The organism is Acinetobacter sp. MF4640 (assembly GCF_002018895.1).
Classification (GTDB): domain Bacteria; phylum Pseudomonadota; class Gammaproteobacteria; order Pseudomonadales; family Moraxellaceae; genus Acinetobacter; species Acinetobacter johnsonii.
The window spans coordinates 18,422-33,442 of sequence record NZ_MVOM01000043.1; the positions used below are offsets into that span (position 1 = coordinate 18,422).

Below are 15,021 nucleotides of genomic sequence, written 5' to 3' on the forward strand. Positions count from 1 at the left end.
GGTCGTTCATCCTAAATATGCCTCAAATTATAGCAAAGAGCGCACCAAAATGAATTATTTTCATACTTAGAAATCATTAAAGCGCAAAAAAGAGTGATCCGAACCAGCAGATCACTCTTTCAGCACAACATTGGTGCAATCTCAAATATTTACTTTAAACCTAAACGTCCGACTTAAAACTTAAAGCGAATACCCATTCCATACTGCCAACCTTTCTCTTCGTCACTTTCAGCCTGCCAAGCCGTCGCTTCATTGCCTTTGCTATATTCATAGGCAATGTCCACATAAGGCATGACTTTTTTGCTGATTTCATAACGCGTCTCAAGACCGACAGCTGCATTACTAAGGCCTGATTTTTTGGCATATTTAGAGTCATCACTGAAAATAATATTCATATCTAAATAAGGCTTGAAAATCAGCTTTTGGGTCAGTAACAAGTCCCGCTCGGTTTCTAAACTAAACGCAGTATAGTTGTCTGCACCAGCATATATGTAGGCATCAGTTTCAAAGAAATACGGCGCTAAACCATGTAAGCCAAGCACCCCATCCACGTTTTCTTCCGTATCCCATCCATGCTGTTCGCGCTCCACTTTTTCAGCTCGATAACGTGCACCCGCCTGTACATCCCAAAAGTCTGAGATCATACGGCTATACAGCACTTTGGCATCATACTCAGCCTTATGCGCTTCCTGCTTATCCGCATGTACTTTGATAAACAGCTTATTTTCATCTGTCCCGATACGGGTTTCAAACTCAGACTTTAAACCACCATCGCCTTCTTCATTCAGCAACCATTTGTTATCGACAGTGGTGACCGCATAAATTTGCGCACCGTGCTCTTTGCGGTGATCATGCGTATGTGCTGTTGAATCATGATTCATCTGCTGTACATGTTGTGCGCTAGTCTGTGGAACAGCTTGAGGAAGACTGGTCATCGCCTGATGCTGTGCATGTTGTGACATCACGGACTCAGTTGTCATGGACATATTTGCATTTGCTTCAGCAGGCATATGATGCCCTTCATGCGCCATAGCCGCAGCACTCATCAACACGAAAGAACTGCTCACTATGCTTTTAGAAAAAAGATTAATGGTGTACATGATGATCTCCTTTCTGAGCCTTCGACTGTTTGCTTGGTTGAGTCTGAGCTTGCTTCTCCGATGAAGGCAGACCAACCGCATTTTTCTGTTTCAGCATCTGAGCATGCTCATCGGCACTATGCTGATGATGCTCATGTGCCATATCTTTGGACTGAACTTGGCTTGTAGATTTGGCTTTTTGTTTTTCATGCTGTGCATGAGATTCGGCAGCCATAGCAAACGAACTCAATAAGACACTAACAGCTAAAGTAAAACCTGAAAAAAGATTAGTGATGCGCATGTTCATCTCCTTTTGGTTCAGCTTGAGCAGCTGTTTTTTGCTCTTGAATTGGGGTGCTGGACACTTGACTATCACTCACATTGGCCACAATCAGTTTATTCATCATGCCTGAGCTCATGTGATACAGCAGATGACAGTGAATGGCCCATTCGCCTAACTCATCTGCGGTCAGTAAAGCAGTCACTGTTTTGCCCGGTGGCACAATCAAAGTGTGCTTATTCGGCATATCAACGGCGGCTTGTCCATTTTCCAGTTGCATAAACATACCGTGCAAATGCATCGGATGCGCCATCATACTGTCATTGATAAATTTGATCCGAATACGCTCGCCGTACTTCACTTTCAACGGTTCAGCGTCGCTAAATTTTTTCCCGTTGATGGTCCACAAATAGCGCTCCATGGTTCCACCCAAACGAATCACCAATTCGCTCGTCGCCTCACGGGTATCTTTTTGAGGTTCTAAAGATTTGAGATCGCTATATTGCAATGCCTTGTCGCCTTTAGGGGTAGAGGCATTCGCCCAGCCATACACTGGTGTAACAGCTTTCTGTACCGAACTTGTTGTCGTGTTCTGTTGCGCATGACCCATCTGTGTATGATCCATCTGAGACATGGTTTCATGATTCATTTTCGCATGATCCATACCAGCCATCGCCGCATGATTCATCTTCGAATGATCCATTTCAGGCATCGCTTCAGGGTTCATTTTGGAGTGATCCATTGCAGGCATCGCTTCATGACTCATCTTTGAGTGATCCATTTCAGGCATTGTTTCATGGTTCATCTGTGAATGATCCATACCTGAATGTTCTGAGCCGTGCCCCATATCTTCCATGGTTAACAATGAGCGTGGACGTGGCGCAGGCATATCTATGCTCTGTGCCATTGGAGTCAACTCATTGTGTAAAGTTCCAATGGCGTAGCCTGAACGGTCAATCGACTCTGCTTCAATTTGATAATGCCCTGCTTTCGGTTCCACAATCACATCATAAGTTTCAGCAGTTCCAATCCGAAACTCATCCACAGGAACGGGTTTAACAGGCTGACCATCTGCACTGACTACCGTCATTTTTAAGTGAGGAATACGGATATCAAAAAATGACATGGCTGAAGCATTGATAAAACGCAACCGAACCTTCTCATTCGGCTTAAACATACCTGTCCAGTTCTGCTCAGGCGTTTTACCATTAATCAGGAAGGTATAACCCGTGACATCCGACAGATCCGTTTTTAGCATGCGCATTTGGTTCCACATGGAACGGTCTTGCCACGCGGCTTTTAAGCCATCACGCTGTACTTGTTTCCACACGTCACCAACGGTTTCACGCTGATTTTGATAATATTCGGCAGAAATCTTCAAATTCTTCTGAATCTGTTCACTGCTCTGCTCATGGAAGTCCGATAGCATCACCACATAATCACGTTCAGTTTTTTCATGCTGAGCTAAAGGCTTTTTGTCTTTGGGATAAATGACCAATGCACCATACAGCCCATCTTGTTCCTGTCCTTTAGAATGCGCATGGTACCAATAGGTGCCACTCTGACGAACCTTGAACTTATAGACAAATTCGCTCTTCGGTTGAATGCCGTTAAAACCATTAAAACCAGGCACACCATCCATCAACCCAGGCAGAAGTAAACCATGCCAATGGATCGATGAATCCTGTTTTTTTAAGTTGTTTTTAACCCGAATGACCGCATCGTCGCCCTCCTCAAATTCAAGCAAGGGAGCTGGAAACTGTCCGTTGACACTAATCCGCTTGAGCGACTTGCCGGTTAAATTGACGGGACTTTCATCAATCACCAATTGGTACTCTTTGACTGCGGCAAAGCTCCAAGAAGATGACATCAGACACACCCCAAGGATGAGGCTTTGTTTAAATTGAATAGACATGACTAAATCCTAATAATTTTAAAAATAAAGTTTTAAAAATCAGGATTAGGCTTTAGGGGGGCGTAGAATTTCTTGCCAATAGCCCACTAAATGTTGAGCTTGATAATGAAAATGGGGGGATGATTGTACTAAAGCGGCTTCAAGCTGAACGAATGCAAGTGGTTCAACGTCTAAAAGCGTCAGCATCGTTTGGCAGTGATACTGTGCACACTCCTGACACTGAACTTGCTTATTTTGCAGCATATCCGAGGCATGACAGTTGCTCTTCGCTGTTATGTCGGTCTGAGCCATATGCATTTGATGTCCAGAGACTGGACTCGATGATTTCGTTTGATGACAGTCGAGCATGCTTTGCATACCTGCTTCATACGCTGAACTTTGCTCACTGGTTGCAGCCTGCATACTGAGCTGCATCATTTGATGCATCGGCGCTGCCGAAGCTTGGGCAATACCACTCCACCCCATTACCAAGGTAATGAGTAAGACAAACCAAGAATGTGTCTTGAGCAATGAACGCACAATCAATCCTATTTAGTCAGTGAAGAATGATATTTCAACGCAACAAAACGCTCTTTGCATGTAAATGCCTAACCTTTTGTTGCTGATCCCAATCAACAGGATAAGCAAAGAATGGCTTATACACAAGATTATAAATTTAAATTCAATTACTGCGACGGTTTAACACCTCAGTAGACTTAAACAATAAAGTTATTTTTTAAACAGCGCTATTTTTAAGTACAGATGAATAAATCATCAGTAACAATCAGGCTTTCACACCATAAAAAAGGACTCAAATGAGTCCTTTTTATACATTTAACGTCTAAATACTAAACCATTGCTGTGTAAACGTTTGAATATTAATCAAGTTATCCATATCGTTATCAACATAGATATCCACCAGTTTATCCATAAAGTTATCCACAGACTGCTATGTATTTATACTTCTGAGATTAAACGTTAACTGCACCCACTTTTGCAAGCTCTGCACGCATATCATCAATCACAGCTTTATAATCTGGCTTTCCAAAAATAGCTGAACCAGCAACAAACATATCTGCACCCGCTTCTGCAATCTCGCGAATATTTGCAGGCGACACGCCGCCATCCACTTCTAAACGAATATCACGCCCTGAAGCATCAATAATTTTGCGTGCTTCACGCAGTTTGTCTAAAGTCATCGGAATAAATTTTTGACCGCCAAAACCTGGGTTCACACTCATCAACAAAATTTGATCGACTTTATCGAGCACATAATCTAAATAATGTAACGGCGTTGCTGGGTTAAAGACCAAACCAGCTTTTGCACCGCCTGATTTAATCAACTGTAAAGAACGGTCGATATGGTCGGAGGCTTCTGGATGAAAGGTAATAATGTCCGCGCCAGCTTCTAAGAAATCACCAATCATGCGATCGACAGGTTTGACCATCAAATGAACATCAATTGGGGCTTTGATGCCGTAGTTCTTGAGTGCCTTACAAATACCCGCACCAAAAGTCAGGTTTGGCACATAGTGGTTATCCATCACATCAAAGTGAACCACGTCTGCACCTGCTGCAAGTACATGTTCAACGTCTTCACCTAAACGGGCAAAGTCAGCAGAGAGAATAGATGGTGCAATTAAATAAGGCTTGGACATGCGTGTACCTGGCTTATACAAAAGGGAATAAAGGCATTATAGCAAATTCAGCTTTTGAACTGGGACTTGTGAAAAAAGAAAGCGCTAAGCTTTCTAAATTTGCAACGTAGCGTTGCAACATTCAACTTTTCATTTGGCTTGAAACTGTTATGGTAAATGATCAATCGACGAGGTAAATATGAAAAGTACTGCGGATATTGTCACGACAGATGCGGCTCGAATTGCAAAACGACTGGTGAATCACTGGAAACATAAGTTTGAAATCGAACAAGAACCAAGCAGTTTTACCATTATCATGCCTGAAGCACGGGTACTGTTAAGCCCTCAAGCCGAGCATTTATATGTCAGCATTGAGGCGAGTGAAGAGAAACTGAGTCACTTAGAACACGTGGTCTTAGACCATCTGATCCGTATGGGACAAACGCCGCTCACGGCAACATGGACACAAGTTTAAGTAAGTGGCTGAATTGAATTAGTTTGATAACCGTTGCTGTTGGTTAAATTGGCGAATAGCCGCAATACGCTCTTGGGTCGCAGGGTGACTTTGGAAAAATGAACCAATGCCACCGTCCTCCTCTTCCTCTTCGGACTTCCCTTGCGGCCGCTTTTCTTCCTCTTCGGCACGTGCATCATCTTCCATACGCGCTAAAAAGTTTGCCAAATGTAAGCTGGAGATATGGTTTTTATCCAGCACTTGCATGGCATACAAGTCCGCATCACTTTCAAAATTGCGTGAATAACTGGCACCAACCAAAGCCACAGGCAAAGTTGTAAATAAGGCCGAACTGTCCCCCGTCACCGCAATCAATAGCACACTAAAACCTAAACTCGATAAGGCTTGCTGTAAGCTATGCCGCTCGACCAAGTGCCCTTGCTCATGTGCTAAAACCCCAATAATTTCATGATCATCTTTGGCTAAATTAACCAGTTCATCGGTCAGAATAATGGTGTTGTTTGGCAGCGCTAAAGCATTCGTTCCAATTTGTCCACCTGCACGAAACAGTACTTTGGCAGGTTGCCCATTGGCAACAAGGTCTTGATAGCTTTGTATGATTTGTTTTTGACGTGCAAGAGGGATAGTCGAAGGTCCCGTCAGCTTAAACACTTGTTCTTGCGCTTCATCGCCGAGTTTATAGATGGTATCGGCAGGTAGTTGCATCGCGACATAATGTGCTGCGCTTGGAATACCCCATCTTAAAATGGCGAAGATAAAAGCGGCAACAAACACCACACTAAACAAGATGAGACTTGGTGAACGCTCTAATTTCCAAATCGAATGCTGTACATGCTTTTTGTTCAGCTCAAACCAGTCAGGCAACGCTTGTGGAAATTCAATCCGAGCATCATCTTTCAACTCAATCACAGGTTGAATCTGCCCCAATGCCCCAATCAACTGCATATCGGCATAGTAATAACGACGCTGCTGCTGGTTATAACAGATCAACACCGTTTCGCGATCTATCGGTGCAATCGTGGCTGGATAAGGCTTAGAAATCTGCCCATCATAAAAGGTGATGTTTTGTTCCTGCATTTAAGCCTCGTTACAGCGAAATATCGATGTCAAAAATATCACTCAGCTCTTCAGCAATGGCATTCGGGTCATCTTGAGCCAAATTGTACATACGATCTGGATCATTTTTTAGGGTTAAAGTTAATGACTCAATTTGATACTGATACAAACGCACCGCAGCCCATGCCGATAACAAACCGAGCGAGAGGATTTTTAAAATCCAGTTGGTCATCACGATCCATGCATAATGCATCTGACCACAGTCCGTTTGGAAAGGACTACGCCCCAACGTGGCTTTATTCCATGTGGTAATAAAAATACGAGCCATCATCAACGGCCAAATCATAAAAGCAGCAATCATATAAATTACCGCCACGATGATCCCAAACTGGGTTAGAGAACTGCTCCCAACTTGAAGGGTGAAGGCAACGAATAACCCTAAAACAAAGACAATTCCAATAAACAAAAATACGGGCACATACATGGCACGCATATAGTCAGGCCAATCGGCATGTAGCTCAAAACGTAACTGCCCGAGTTGTAAATTATCCAGCGTGTATTTTTTAAAATACCAAAACAGCACTGGGAAAAAGATCCCGAGGGTAAAAATGTAAATCAAAATGCCTTTCAGCGCCAAGATATAGGCTTCTTTGGTTGTGCCTGTAAAATAAAAGCGGCTATTACCAAATTTACTGTTTCTTGCACGAAAGCGAATAGTAGAACGTACCAACCACGGCACAAGTAGAAATATGATGAGGAAACCAATTAAAGAAGCTTGCCAAGATACTTGAGCCAAAGCTGAAGCGCCAAAGTACACGCCCAAAGCAATAATTCGACCAATCAGGATGCGTGTAGGTACACCCGTAAAATCAAACTTGCGGCGATAAAACACCGTATTGCCATAAAAATAGCGTAAGCGTCTAACCTTCGCCCAAGGCGCATATAAACTGAAGGTAACAATGGTCAATAAGATATTCACAATCCAAATGCCAAAGTACTCTCGGGCATTACCACGGAATTGGAAACGAAAGGTCTGTCCCAAATAGGCGTTTGGCTCATCCGTGGGAACGGCTGGTGGAGGTGGCCAGCTTGCTTCAAAAGAAGCCTCTACAGGTGGCAAAGATGCCTCTGAATTTTGCATGTATACCCTATCTATTATTTTACTGTTTTATTTTTTAAGAACAAAAAATCAATCACCCAACCATGTTAATGCCAGTGCTGGATGATTTCTAGTCAAAAATTAAGAATAAATATGACAAATCAAGATTTAAGATTCGAGCTGTACGGCATGAAACTGCAGGTGATCATCAATAAAACTTTGAATAAAGTAATAACCATGGTCATAGCCTGCATGTTCGCGAAGCGTCAGTGGCTGGCCCGCAGCCTGACAGGCTTGCTGAAATAATGCAGGATTGAGCTGGCTATAAAACTGATCACTCAAACCCTGATCAATTAAAATATCAGCAAAATGAGCTGTTTTTGTTTGGACCAAAGCGCTTGCATCATGTTTCAGCCACTCAGCTTGATCTGAACCTAAATAGTTTGAAAACGCTTTTTCACCCCAAGGACATTGGCTTGGTGCACAAATCGGGGCAAATGCAGACACCGACTTAAACTTCTCAGGATATTTCAAGGCCAAGGTTAAAGCACCATGACCGCCCATGCTCAATGTACTTTGTGTAGTATGCTTCTCAACGTGCTGTAAAAACTATATGGAATTTATAGCATGTTGTAAATAGATACTATTTAGTGAGTGGGTAAACATGAGCAAAAAATTAGAGCCGTATTTTTCTAAATCTAAAGCCCATATAAATTTTATAAAAGAATACCGTCCAACTTATTTTGACTCCATAACAAATAGCTTTGACCAAATGGAAAGTATCTATTGCCCAAGATTTCCATCATTGATCAAAAGTGATAATACTGTATGGCATCTATCTTCAAATTATTTCAATCACTTACTCATCAATGAGAAAAAAAGCACTGCTCTATTAGAGTCTGTTGCATCAGACTTAATAGATTTTTTAAGATTCTTAGAGGAAAATGAATTAGATATCTTACACCTCCCTCCTAAGCCTGAAAAAAGAGTGACTTATCAATTCCATACATCACTTTTGCAAAGGATAAGACTTGGTTTAATTTCACCAAGCACTGCTCGTCAACGGATGAACAGAATTTTACGTTTTTATGATTTCTTAATTGCAGAAAATGTATTTACCCCTGATGAATTAAAGAATCGACCATATGAAAAAATTAAAACCTATGTGTCATGTATTACTTCTTCAGGTGATATTTATACAAAACAGGTGAATAGTTCAAATCTGAAAATTCGACATAGTCCTAATCCTCGATATGGAAATGAAATTATCGATGGTGGAAGACTTCACCCACTTTCTACGATTGAACAGCAAATTTTTCTTCAATATTTAGAACAATATGCATCTAGAGATTTTCAACTTATTTGCTATATAGCTCTATACACTGGGGCAAGATTACAAACTATCTGTACGTTAAGAGCATTTCATATAAAAGAGTTACTTACTAAACAAATGCTGAATAGTGCTGATGATACCTACAGCATTCGAATAGGCGGAAAATCAATTATTGATACTAAGGGTGGCTATGAACACAATTTAAAAGTACCAGCATGGTTAATCAAAGATATAGATCAATATTTAAGCTCTGAATCTTGGAAGAAAAGAGCATCTAAGAGCCTTTATAAAGTTGAAAATCAAAATTACGTCTTTCTTACTAAACATGGAAACCCATACTACACATCCATCAAAGAAATTGAGGATCGAAATCTTCAATTATTTTCCAAAGAAATAAAGTCTTCAATACATAGAGGTAATGCAGCCAGACAAGCACTGACTAAATTGATTGATCTGATGCACAAGAATAAAGAAGATATAAAGACATTCACTCTACATGATTTACGTGCAACTTTTGGAGTCAACCTGCTTCTATCTGCCTCAAAGCATGTCAATGATATTGATAAAATTTTACCCTACATTCAAAGCAGAATGGGTCATCGAAATATCATGAGTACAATTCACTATGTTAAGTACGTTACTTATTCAAAATCTAATACTGCGGTAGACAAAAAATTTGAAGAGATACTATTTGATTATCAAGGAATTAATTAAATATCATGTTTGAAGAACGAGACATTAAATATCTTTTCCCTGAAGATTATGACGCCCTATCTACTTCTTTTTTGCCTAATGTCGTTTTAAAATTAAAAGTTGTTGGAAAAATTTCATACTTAGATTTTGGTACAATTTTTTTTCAAAATCATACAGCAATGAATAGACAAACACATTATGCGTTAGTTGATAAAAAATCATTATTTATAGAGTTAATAACGCCTTTACATGAATATATTTTAGATATGACTCAAAGGTATTCTCATGCCTCAATTAAACATTATTTTAAAGTAATTAGAAATGTAATTAAGGAGCTATATTCTCGTTATGGTGTATTTGAATTACAAGAAAGGTCTCAAGCATTAGATATATATCGAGACTATACACAATATCTAATTATGGATCGTGCAACTAAACTTAAAAATTCGATTACAGATCTTGGTCAATACAATAGAAAACAACATGTTTTTGCAGAAATTTTATCAAGATCACTGGAAATTGATATTAAAGAAGTAAAAAACTCTTATATAGAAATCGCATCCAAACATAAAGAACATAATATTCCAGTTGATGAGCATAAATTTCAAAATTTCTTTCAGATAAATGAAACAATATTTTTAATTTTTTCTGACTTCTTGATTAACAAGAAAGAACTACCAATCCACATAAAAAATAATAACATTGATATTTCACTTGAAGATGTAACTAACAACAAAAAAATTGAAAAAACCAATCTAAATAAAATCAATCAAAACAATGCAAAAATAGTTAATTTAGCAATAACGGCATTCATCAATTGTTTTGTATCAGCATCAGCGCTGAATGCTTCTCAAATATACCAGTTAAAAGTCTCTGACGTAAAAGACTTACAATCTTCAACTAAAGGTACGAGAATTATCACAACAAAACCGAGAGCTGGCTATAAAATAATTGAATTAACTTTACCTATAAAATTTAGAAAATTGTTACTTTGTTATTTAGATTTTAGAGAATGGATATTAAATAACTACGAACTCCACAGTACCTTTGAAAAAAATGAAAATTTACTTTTTTTAGGTTTAAATAATACTAATACCCTTTATGAGGGTCACTTTGTAATATCTTATTCCGAAAACCAACATAATATATTTAGAACATGGTTTATAAAAAACTTCCATAAAATTGACTGGATTCCCTTATCAAAATTAAGGTCAACTATTGCTAATATTTATCACAATGAAAGCAAAAATCTAAATATAGTAGCAAAAAAACTAGGGAATACTCCTCAAATCGTTGCTAGCTCATACACAGAAGCTACTGAGTCTCAAGTCTTAACTGAAATGACTAATACCTTTCAAAGTATCTCTACTTCAGCACCGATCATATCGAATACTGCTTCAACCATAAGGCTAAATTTGGCTAACACGTTAAGTACTGACATGGGTCACTGTTTCACTAAAGCACCTAAACTTCAAAGTATTTACCAAGATATTGATCTAGATACACCAAATTGTTCCAACCCAGTTTCATGTTTATTTTGCGAAAACTATGTCATCCATACAGACAAAGAGGATATTCATAAGCTTTTATCCGCTAAAAAAGTTTTTGAAATGGCACATTCTAGCCAAAACTCAGAAAATCTTTTACTTGTTATTCAAAAAATAAATGATGTGCTGGATTCTATTCTTAATAATAATCCGAAGAATGAAAAAACTATTATGTTTAGTTCAAAATTAATAAGCACTGGAAAACTAAGTCTATTTTTTGAAATTATGCTAAATACACTTACAGATTTAGGGGTAAGTTTTTATGAATAATATCCCTGCTCTTGAAAATACATTTGGAGCATCAAAACAAGAATTTAATCACCACCCTAAAAATGATACTGTCATTAGTTTAGATGAATTAGGAAACCCATTAAGCTACTTTGAAAGTATGATTTGGGAGCTAGGTTGTTACGCTCATAATTATACTAAGCAATGGCTTTGTTGCATAAATATGTAAGCATCTGATTTAAATAAATTTAATTTTGGATCAAAAAATAATCAAAACTTTTAAAATCATATAGTTATGAAATCTTTGTGCAACAAAGCCCTAAGCAATCCGAAATTGACTTTACTTTAAATCACCCTTCAAACAATAAGGGCATTCTGTCACACCAAATAAAAATTACCTTGTTTTATCTTTTATTTTCAAGAAAAAGAAGAGATAACAACATTACATTGGCAACTATATACAATAATTTTGCCATGATTAGAAAAATTGCTTATTTGTGCTTAGATTATAATTGTGATTTCACAAAAATGAGAAAAAATGGATTACTGCTCAAAGCATTAAAAAATCATTTATCAGAATTAAGTTGGGAAAGTAAAAAGAAGTATCTAAGTGTATTAAATTCTATTAATAAAGCAGGAATGCTTTATCAGATTGATAACTTTGGGTTTAGTGAAAAATATATTCAAGAAATAAAAAAATCTCAGCATTCTGAAATGAAAGAGCATAAACAGACGCTTTTAATTCCATCTAGAATTTACGGGCAGTTTATTGATAGTGGTTTAAATTTTTTTGATGAAATACAGCCATATATGAATGGAATTCATAATTTGGTTCGTGAAAATGACTTCCATACTTATAAAGAAGGGAATAATCACCGTCAGAAACCCCAAATATTTAAAGCAATGCTAGAAAAACACGGACTAACCGAATTAAGTAAGAAATACGACTTAAGGTTTAGTCAACGTGTCTTATTCTTCATTCAGTCTATTCAAAATTTAGGAGCCTTTCTACTACTGTGCTTTAGCGGAATGCGTCGATCAGAAGCATTAAATTTATATTATGAATCATATCAGGAGATAAAACGAAGAAATCTGCCATCAGCATGGGTTTTAAAAGGAACTACCAGTAAGTTTACTCAAGTTGGAGCCGTCGCAACGTATTGGGTTTCATCTAGTGTAATTCACCATGTTATTGATACATTACAGAAACTGGCAAAAATACATCAATCATGGTGTGCTAAACGAGGAATCATTTCATATTTAGAACTTGAATCATATCCTCTATTTCCATCATTTGCCATTAAGCATGAAAAATCATTCCATCCCATTTTTGAGATGCCTTTAGGCGGATTTATGGAAGATCATTATTCAATTTATAGAGCGATAGATCCCATTATTTTCACAGAAGATGATTTACATGAGTTACATACTTTTAATCCCTTAATTAATTGGTTGGAAGACTATAAACTTGAAATCGGAAAACCTTGGAAGTTTACTACCCACCAGTTTCGAAGATCTTTGACGGTATACAGTGCTCGAAGTGGTTTAGTGAATATTCCAACACTAAAACGTCAATTGAAACATATCACTTATGATATGACGCTGTACTACGGCAAAAACTATATGAATGCTCAAAATATAATACAAGATCAAAATCTTACAGGTAGAGAGTATGAATCCAGTCTAATCAAGGAATACAGAAATCAAACCTTATATGAACAATTATCTGATTTCACAAAGGATGTTGTACAAAAAGATACGCCTTTATTTGGAGGTGAAGGTACTAGACTACAAGTTCTTAAAGAACAAAATAAAGCTCCTGTATTTTTAACTGATAAAAAACAGACGGAAAAGTATGTTTTTGAAGGAAAAATTGCTTATCGAAAAACAGTTTTGGGTGGATGCTCACGTACTTCAGGTTGTAATAAGTTAGGATTTTCTTATATTACCGCATGTATCCCCTGCTCTTATTCAATTTTCAACGAAGACTCCATTGATGCTCTGGAATTAGCAAAAAACGCATATGCTAAAATTGCTGATGAAAAATTAAATACAAACGAGTCTTTGTTATATGAGCAGTATATGCAAGAAGTCAAAGCAGTCGAACAACTTCTAGAAAAACTTCGTAAGAAATACATAGAGGTAAAAAATGTCTAAAGCTTTAGTGAATCTTAATGAAGCACTAAATCGGCTAATTGCTAATGCACCTATTCGAGTACCTAAAGGCTCAAAAATCAATAATGATACGGTAGCATTAGAAGCTGGCCTGAAAAGAGGTGCTGTAAAGCGCTCCCGTCCTGAACTTGCAGAGTTATTAGATAATATTAGGGAAGCTGAAGCAAAAAGACTTGGCAAGGAATATAGTAAGAAGAACTCAAAAATTGTAATGCAAAATGAAGCTTTAAAGCTCAAGCAACAATTGAATGAACTTCAGTATAAATATGATGTTCAACTTAGCCAAATCAACTCTTTAATTTTCGAAAATCATAGGTTGAAACGAGAAAATCAGTTTCTTAGTGAGGAAAACAATAATAAAATCATAGGCTTTAAGATCAATAAAAATTAGAGAAATTTTTCATGAAAGACTGGTTAATTAATGAGTTTTATACATTTGTAGAAATTCTGCATAGACGGAAAGCAATATTATTCTTGCCTTGTTTTGGTATGATTTTATTTATTTTACTAGATGTATGGATGCAACATTTACTTCTAGAAGCTGCCAATAAAACATCAAAGTCTATTATTGATTTCACCCCTATTTTCGTAAAACACTACGAAAAAATGCGTCGTATCGCTTTTTTCGAAATAGTTCTTATTGGTAGCTTCTTATGGTCAATTAAAGAATATTTAAAATTGAGAAAAAGGCACTATTAGAACTAGAACGGACATTCGAAAACAGGTTTTAAGGTATTAAACTCTTTATATCTACGTTCAATACATGGGCAATCTGAGCTAACTTTTCGACTGTCACACTCACCTCACCTCGTTCAATTCGCCCAAGATAACTACGATCAATTGTTGTCAGCAATGCTAACTGTTCTTGGCTTACTGATTTATTTTTTCGAGCTTCTCTAATTTTAGAGCCAATTGACAAGGCTAATTCTGTATTCATAGTTGATAACCATAAATACAAGAACTATCAGGAATTGAAGTGTTTTAATCCACGGACTATAATCCTCATTATTTATCAAAGATTGTCATGCACCTAGAATCTTTACCACTATTCCCTCAATTTATGAGAGTGTTATGTAGCTATCGAATCTCATCATTTCAAGTCAGTGATATATTAGCTAAAGTCATACTTTTAGGAGTAGAAAACAATAATATCAATTACCAAAATGTCTATCGTTTAGTACAACGACTTGTAAAAAAAGGATATTTAATAATAGACGATGCTAAAAATCCCTATACAACCTATACCGAAACAGATGAAATGATGAATCTTAGAGATCAATTCTGTAACGAGCCTTATGATACTATTGATAAACTTATAGACGAGCAAAACCAGCTTAAATTAGAAATTTTAAACCTTAGCAATGAAATAGAGATGTATGAAGAATTAAAAAAAAGTTATCCTGACCTTCAATTCAAAATTGAACAACTTAAAGAAAATAGAAAAAAACAAATAGATTATACAAATCAGACGCTGCCGAACATCCAACGCGAAAACACATACGCGACACACGCAACGTACCAACAA

Annotated in this window: 16 protein-coding genes and 1 pseudogene; 8 read left to right on the plus strand and 9 right to left on the minus strand. The window is 37.4% G+C overall.

All coding sequences use genetic code 11. From position 1 onward, the window contains the following. Positions 1-173 precede the first annotated feature (173 nt). The 5 genes from MF4640_RS13810 to rpe all read right to left on the minus strand — a co-directional run bounded on the left by MF4640_RS13810 (position 174) and on the right by rpe (position 4,911). The gene (locus tag MF4640_RS13810; RefSeq protein ID WP_078389953.1) at positions 174-1,100 is read right to left on the minus strand and encodes a copper resistance protein B; all 927 of its coding nucleotides are present in this window, start codon (positions 1,098-1,100) and stop codon (positions 174-176) included. Further along, positions 1,087-1,380 (minus strand): hypothetical protein, encoded by a 294-nt coding sequence (locus MF4640_RS13815; protein ID WP_078389954.1) that lies wholly within the window; start codon positions 1,378-1,380, stop codon positions 1,087-1,089. Before MF4640_RS13815 ends, MF4640_RS13810 begins: the two co-directional genes overlap by 14 nt. Continuing rightward, entirely contained in the window at positions 1,367-3,274 is a 1,908-nt protein-coding gene (locus MF4640_RS13820) for a copper resistance system multicopper oxidase (RefSeq protein ID WP_078389955.1), read from the minus strand. Before MF4640_RS13820 ends, MF4640_RS13815 begins: the two co-directional genes overlap by 14 nt. 45 nt (positions 3,275-3,319) lie before the next feature. Next, the gene (locus MF4640_RS13825; protein ID WP_078389956.1) at positions 3,320-3,793 is read right to left on the minus strand and encodes a hypothetical protein; all 474 of its coding nucleotides are present in this window, start codon (positions 3,791-3,793) and stop codon (positions 3,320-3,322) included. Between the two features lie 431 nt (positions 3,794-4,224). Continuing rightward, a complete protein-coding gene (gene rpe, locus MF4640_RS13830; protein WP_078389957.1) occupies positions 4,225-4,911 on the minus strand; it encodes a ribulose-phosphate 3-epimerase in 687 nt (228 codons plus the stop codon). Positions 4,912-5,089: 178 nt separating this feature from the next. Between rpe and MF4640_RS13835 the strand changes: the two genes are divergently transcribed. Further along, on the plus strand, positions 5,090-5,365 hold the full coding sequence (locus tag MF4640_RS13835; protein ID WP_078389958.1) for a DUF2218 domain-containing protein: 276 nt from the start codon (positions 5,090-5,092) through the stop codon (positions 5,363-5,365). Positions 5,366-5,383: 18 nt separating this feature from the next. Here the strand turns inward: MF4640_RS13835 and MF4640_RS13840 are convergent, their stop codons facing one another. From MF4640_RS13840 to MF4640_RS13850, 3 genes and pseudogenes are all read right to left on the minus strand, one after another. Then, positions 5,384-6,442: a M48 family metallopeptidase gene (locus MF4640_RS13840; RefSeq protein ID WP_078389959.1), complete on the minus strand. Its 1,059-nt coding sequence runs from the start codon at positions 6,440-6,442 to the stop codon at positions 5,384-5,386. A gap of 10 nt (positions 6,443-6,452) precedes the next feature. Continuing rightward, complete coding sequence (locus MF4640_RS13845) at positions 6,453-7,562, minus strand: YjgN family protein (protein ID WP_058869005.1); 1,110 nt, start codon at positions 7,560-7,562, stop codon at positions 6,453-6,455. 126 nt (positions 7,563-7,688) lie between these two features. After that, positions 7,689-8,087: pseudogene (locus MF4640_RS13850) on the minus strand (alpha/beta hydrolase-fold protein); the annotation flags it as partial. A gap of 97 nt (positions 8,088-8,184) precedes the next feature. Here MF4640_RS13850 and MF4640_RS13855 point away from each other — a divergent pair. The 6 genes from MF4640_RS13855 to MF4640_RS13880 all read left to right on the plus strand — a co-directional run bounded on the left by MF4640_RS13855 (position 8,185) and on the right by MF4640_RS13880 (position 14,195). Next, a complete protein-coding gene (locus tag MF4640_RS13855) occupies positions 8,185-9,567 on the plus strand; it encodes a tyrosine-type recombinase/integrase (RefSeq protein ID WP_078389960.1) in 1,383 nt (460 codons plus the stop codon). 5 nt (positions 9,568-9,572) lie between these two features. Next, on the plus strand, positions 9,573-11,363 hold the full coding sequence (locus MF4640_RS13860) for a hypothetical protein (protein WP_078389961.1): 1,791 nt from the start codon (positions 9,573-9,575) through the stop codon (positions 11,361-11,363). Then, on the plus strand, positions 11,356-11,550 hold the full coding sequence (locus tag MF4640_RS13865) for a hypothetical protein (protein WP_078389962.1): 195 nt from the start codon (positions 11,356-11,358) through the stop codon (positions 11,548-11,550). The genes MF4640_RS13860 and MF4640_RS13865 overlap by 8 nt, the downstream gene beginning before the upstream one ends. Before the next feature lie 77 nt (positions 11,551-11,627). After that, entirely contained in the window at positions 11,628-13,478 is a 1,851-nt protein-coding gene (locus MF4640_RS13870) for a hypothetical protein (RefSeq protein ID WP_078389963.1), read from the plus strand. Further along, positions 13,471-13,887, plus strand: coding sequence for a hypothetical protein (locus MF4640_RS13875; RefSeq protein ID WP_078389964.1), 417 nt, complete (start codon positions 13,471-13,473; stop codon positions 13,885-13,887). The genes MF4640_RS13870 and MF4640_RS13875 overlap by 8 nt, the downstream gene beginning before the upstream one ends. Positions 13,888-13,898: 11 nt before the next feature. Continuing rightward, a complete protein-coding gene (locus MF4640_RS13880) occupies positions 13,899-14,195 on the plus strand; it encodes a hypothetical protein (protein WP_078389965.1) in 297 nt (98 codons plus the stop codon). A 28-nt stretch (positions 14,196-14,223) separates the two neighbouring features. Here MF4640_RS13880 and MF4640_RS13885 read toward each other — a convergent pair whose 3' ends face one another. Beyond that, a complete protein-coding gene (locus MF4640_RS13885) occupies positions 14,224-14,433 on the minus strand; it encodes a helix-turn-helix domain-containing protein (RefSeq protein WP_074947864.1) in 210 nt (69 codons plus the stop codon). Between the two features lie 87 nt (positions 14,434-14,520). Here MF4640_RS13885 and MF4640_RS13890 point away from each other — a divergent pair. Then, a partial coding sequence (locus tag MF4640_RS13890; RefSeq protein WP_078389966.1) for a hypothetical protein occupies positions 14,521-15,021 on the plus strand: 501 nt, incomplete at its 3' end.

Excerpts from the sequence above, each read along its gene's own strand:
- MF4640_RS13810 (WP_078389953.1), bottom strand. The coding sequence starts at position 1,100 with ATGTACACCATTAATCTTTTTTCTAAAAGCATAGTGAGCAGTTCTTTC.
- MF4640_RS13815 (WP_078389954.1), bottom strand. The coding sequence starts at position 1,380 with ATGCGCATCACTAATCTTTTTTCAGGTTTTACTTTAGCTGTTAGTGTC.
- MF4640_RS13820 (WP_078389955.1), bottom strand. The coding sequence starts at position 3,274 with ATGTCTATTCAATTTAAACAAAGCCTCATCCTTGGGGTGTGTCTGATG.
- rpe (WP_078389957.1), bottom strand. The coding sequence starts at position 4,911 with ATGTCCAAGCCTTATTTAATTGCACCATCTATTCTCTCTGCTGACTTT.
- MF4640_RS13835 (WP_078389958.1), top strand. The coding sequence starts at position 5,090 with ATGAAAAGTACTGCGGATATTGTCACGACAGATGCGGCTCGAATTGCA.
- MF4640_RS13840 (WP_078389959.1), bottom strand. The coding sequence starts at position 6,442 with ATGCAGGAACAAAACATCACCTTTTATGATGGGCAGATTTCTAAGCCT.
- MF4640_RS13845 (WP_058869005.1), bottom strand. The coding sequence starts at position 7,562 with ATGCAAAATTCAGAGGCATCTTTGCCACCTGTAGAGGCTTCTTTTGAA.
- MF4640_RS13855 (WP_078389960.1), top strand. The coding sequence starts at position 8,185 with ATGAGCAAAAAATTAGAGCCGTATTTTTCTAAATCTAAAGCCCATATA.
- MF4640_RS13860 (WP_078389961.1), top strand. The coding sequence starts at position 9,573 with ATGTTTGAAGAACGAGACATTAAATATCTTTTCCCTGAAGATTATGAC.
- MF4640_RS13865 (WP_078389962.1), top strand. The coding sequence starts at position 11,356 with ATGAATAATATCCCTGCTCTTGAAAATACATTTGGAGCATCAAAACAA.
- MF4640_RS13875 (WP_078389964.1), top strand. The coding sequence starts at position 13,471 with ATGTCTAAAGCTTTAGTGAATCTTAATGAAGCACTAAATCGGCTAATT.
- MF4640_RS13880 (WP_078389965.1), top strand. The coding sequence starts at position 13,899 with ATGAAAGACTGGTTAATTAATGAGTTTTATACATTTGTAGAAATTCTG.
- MF4640_RS13885 (WP_074947864.1), bottom strand. The coding sequence starts at position 14,433 with ATGAATACAGAATTAGCCTTGTCAATTGGCTCTAAAATTAGAGAAGCT.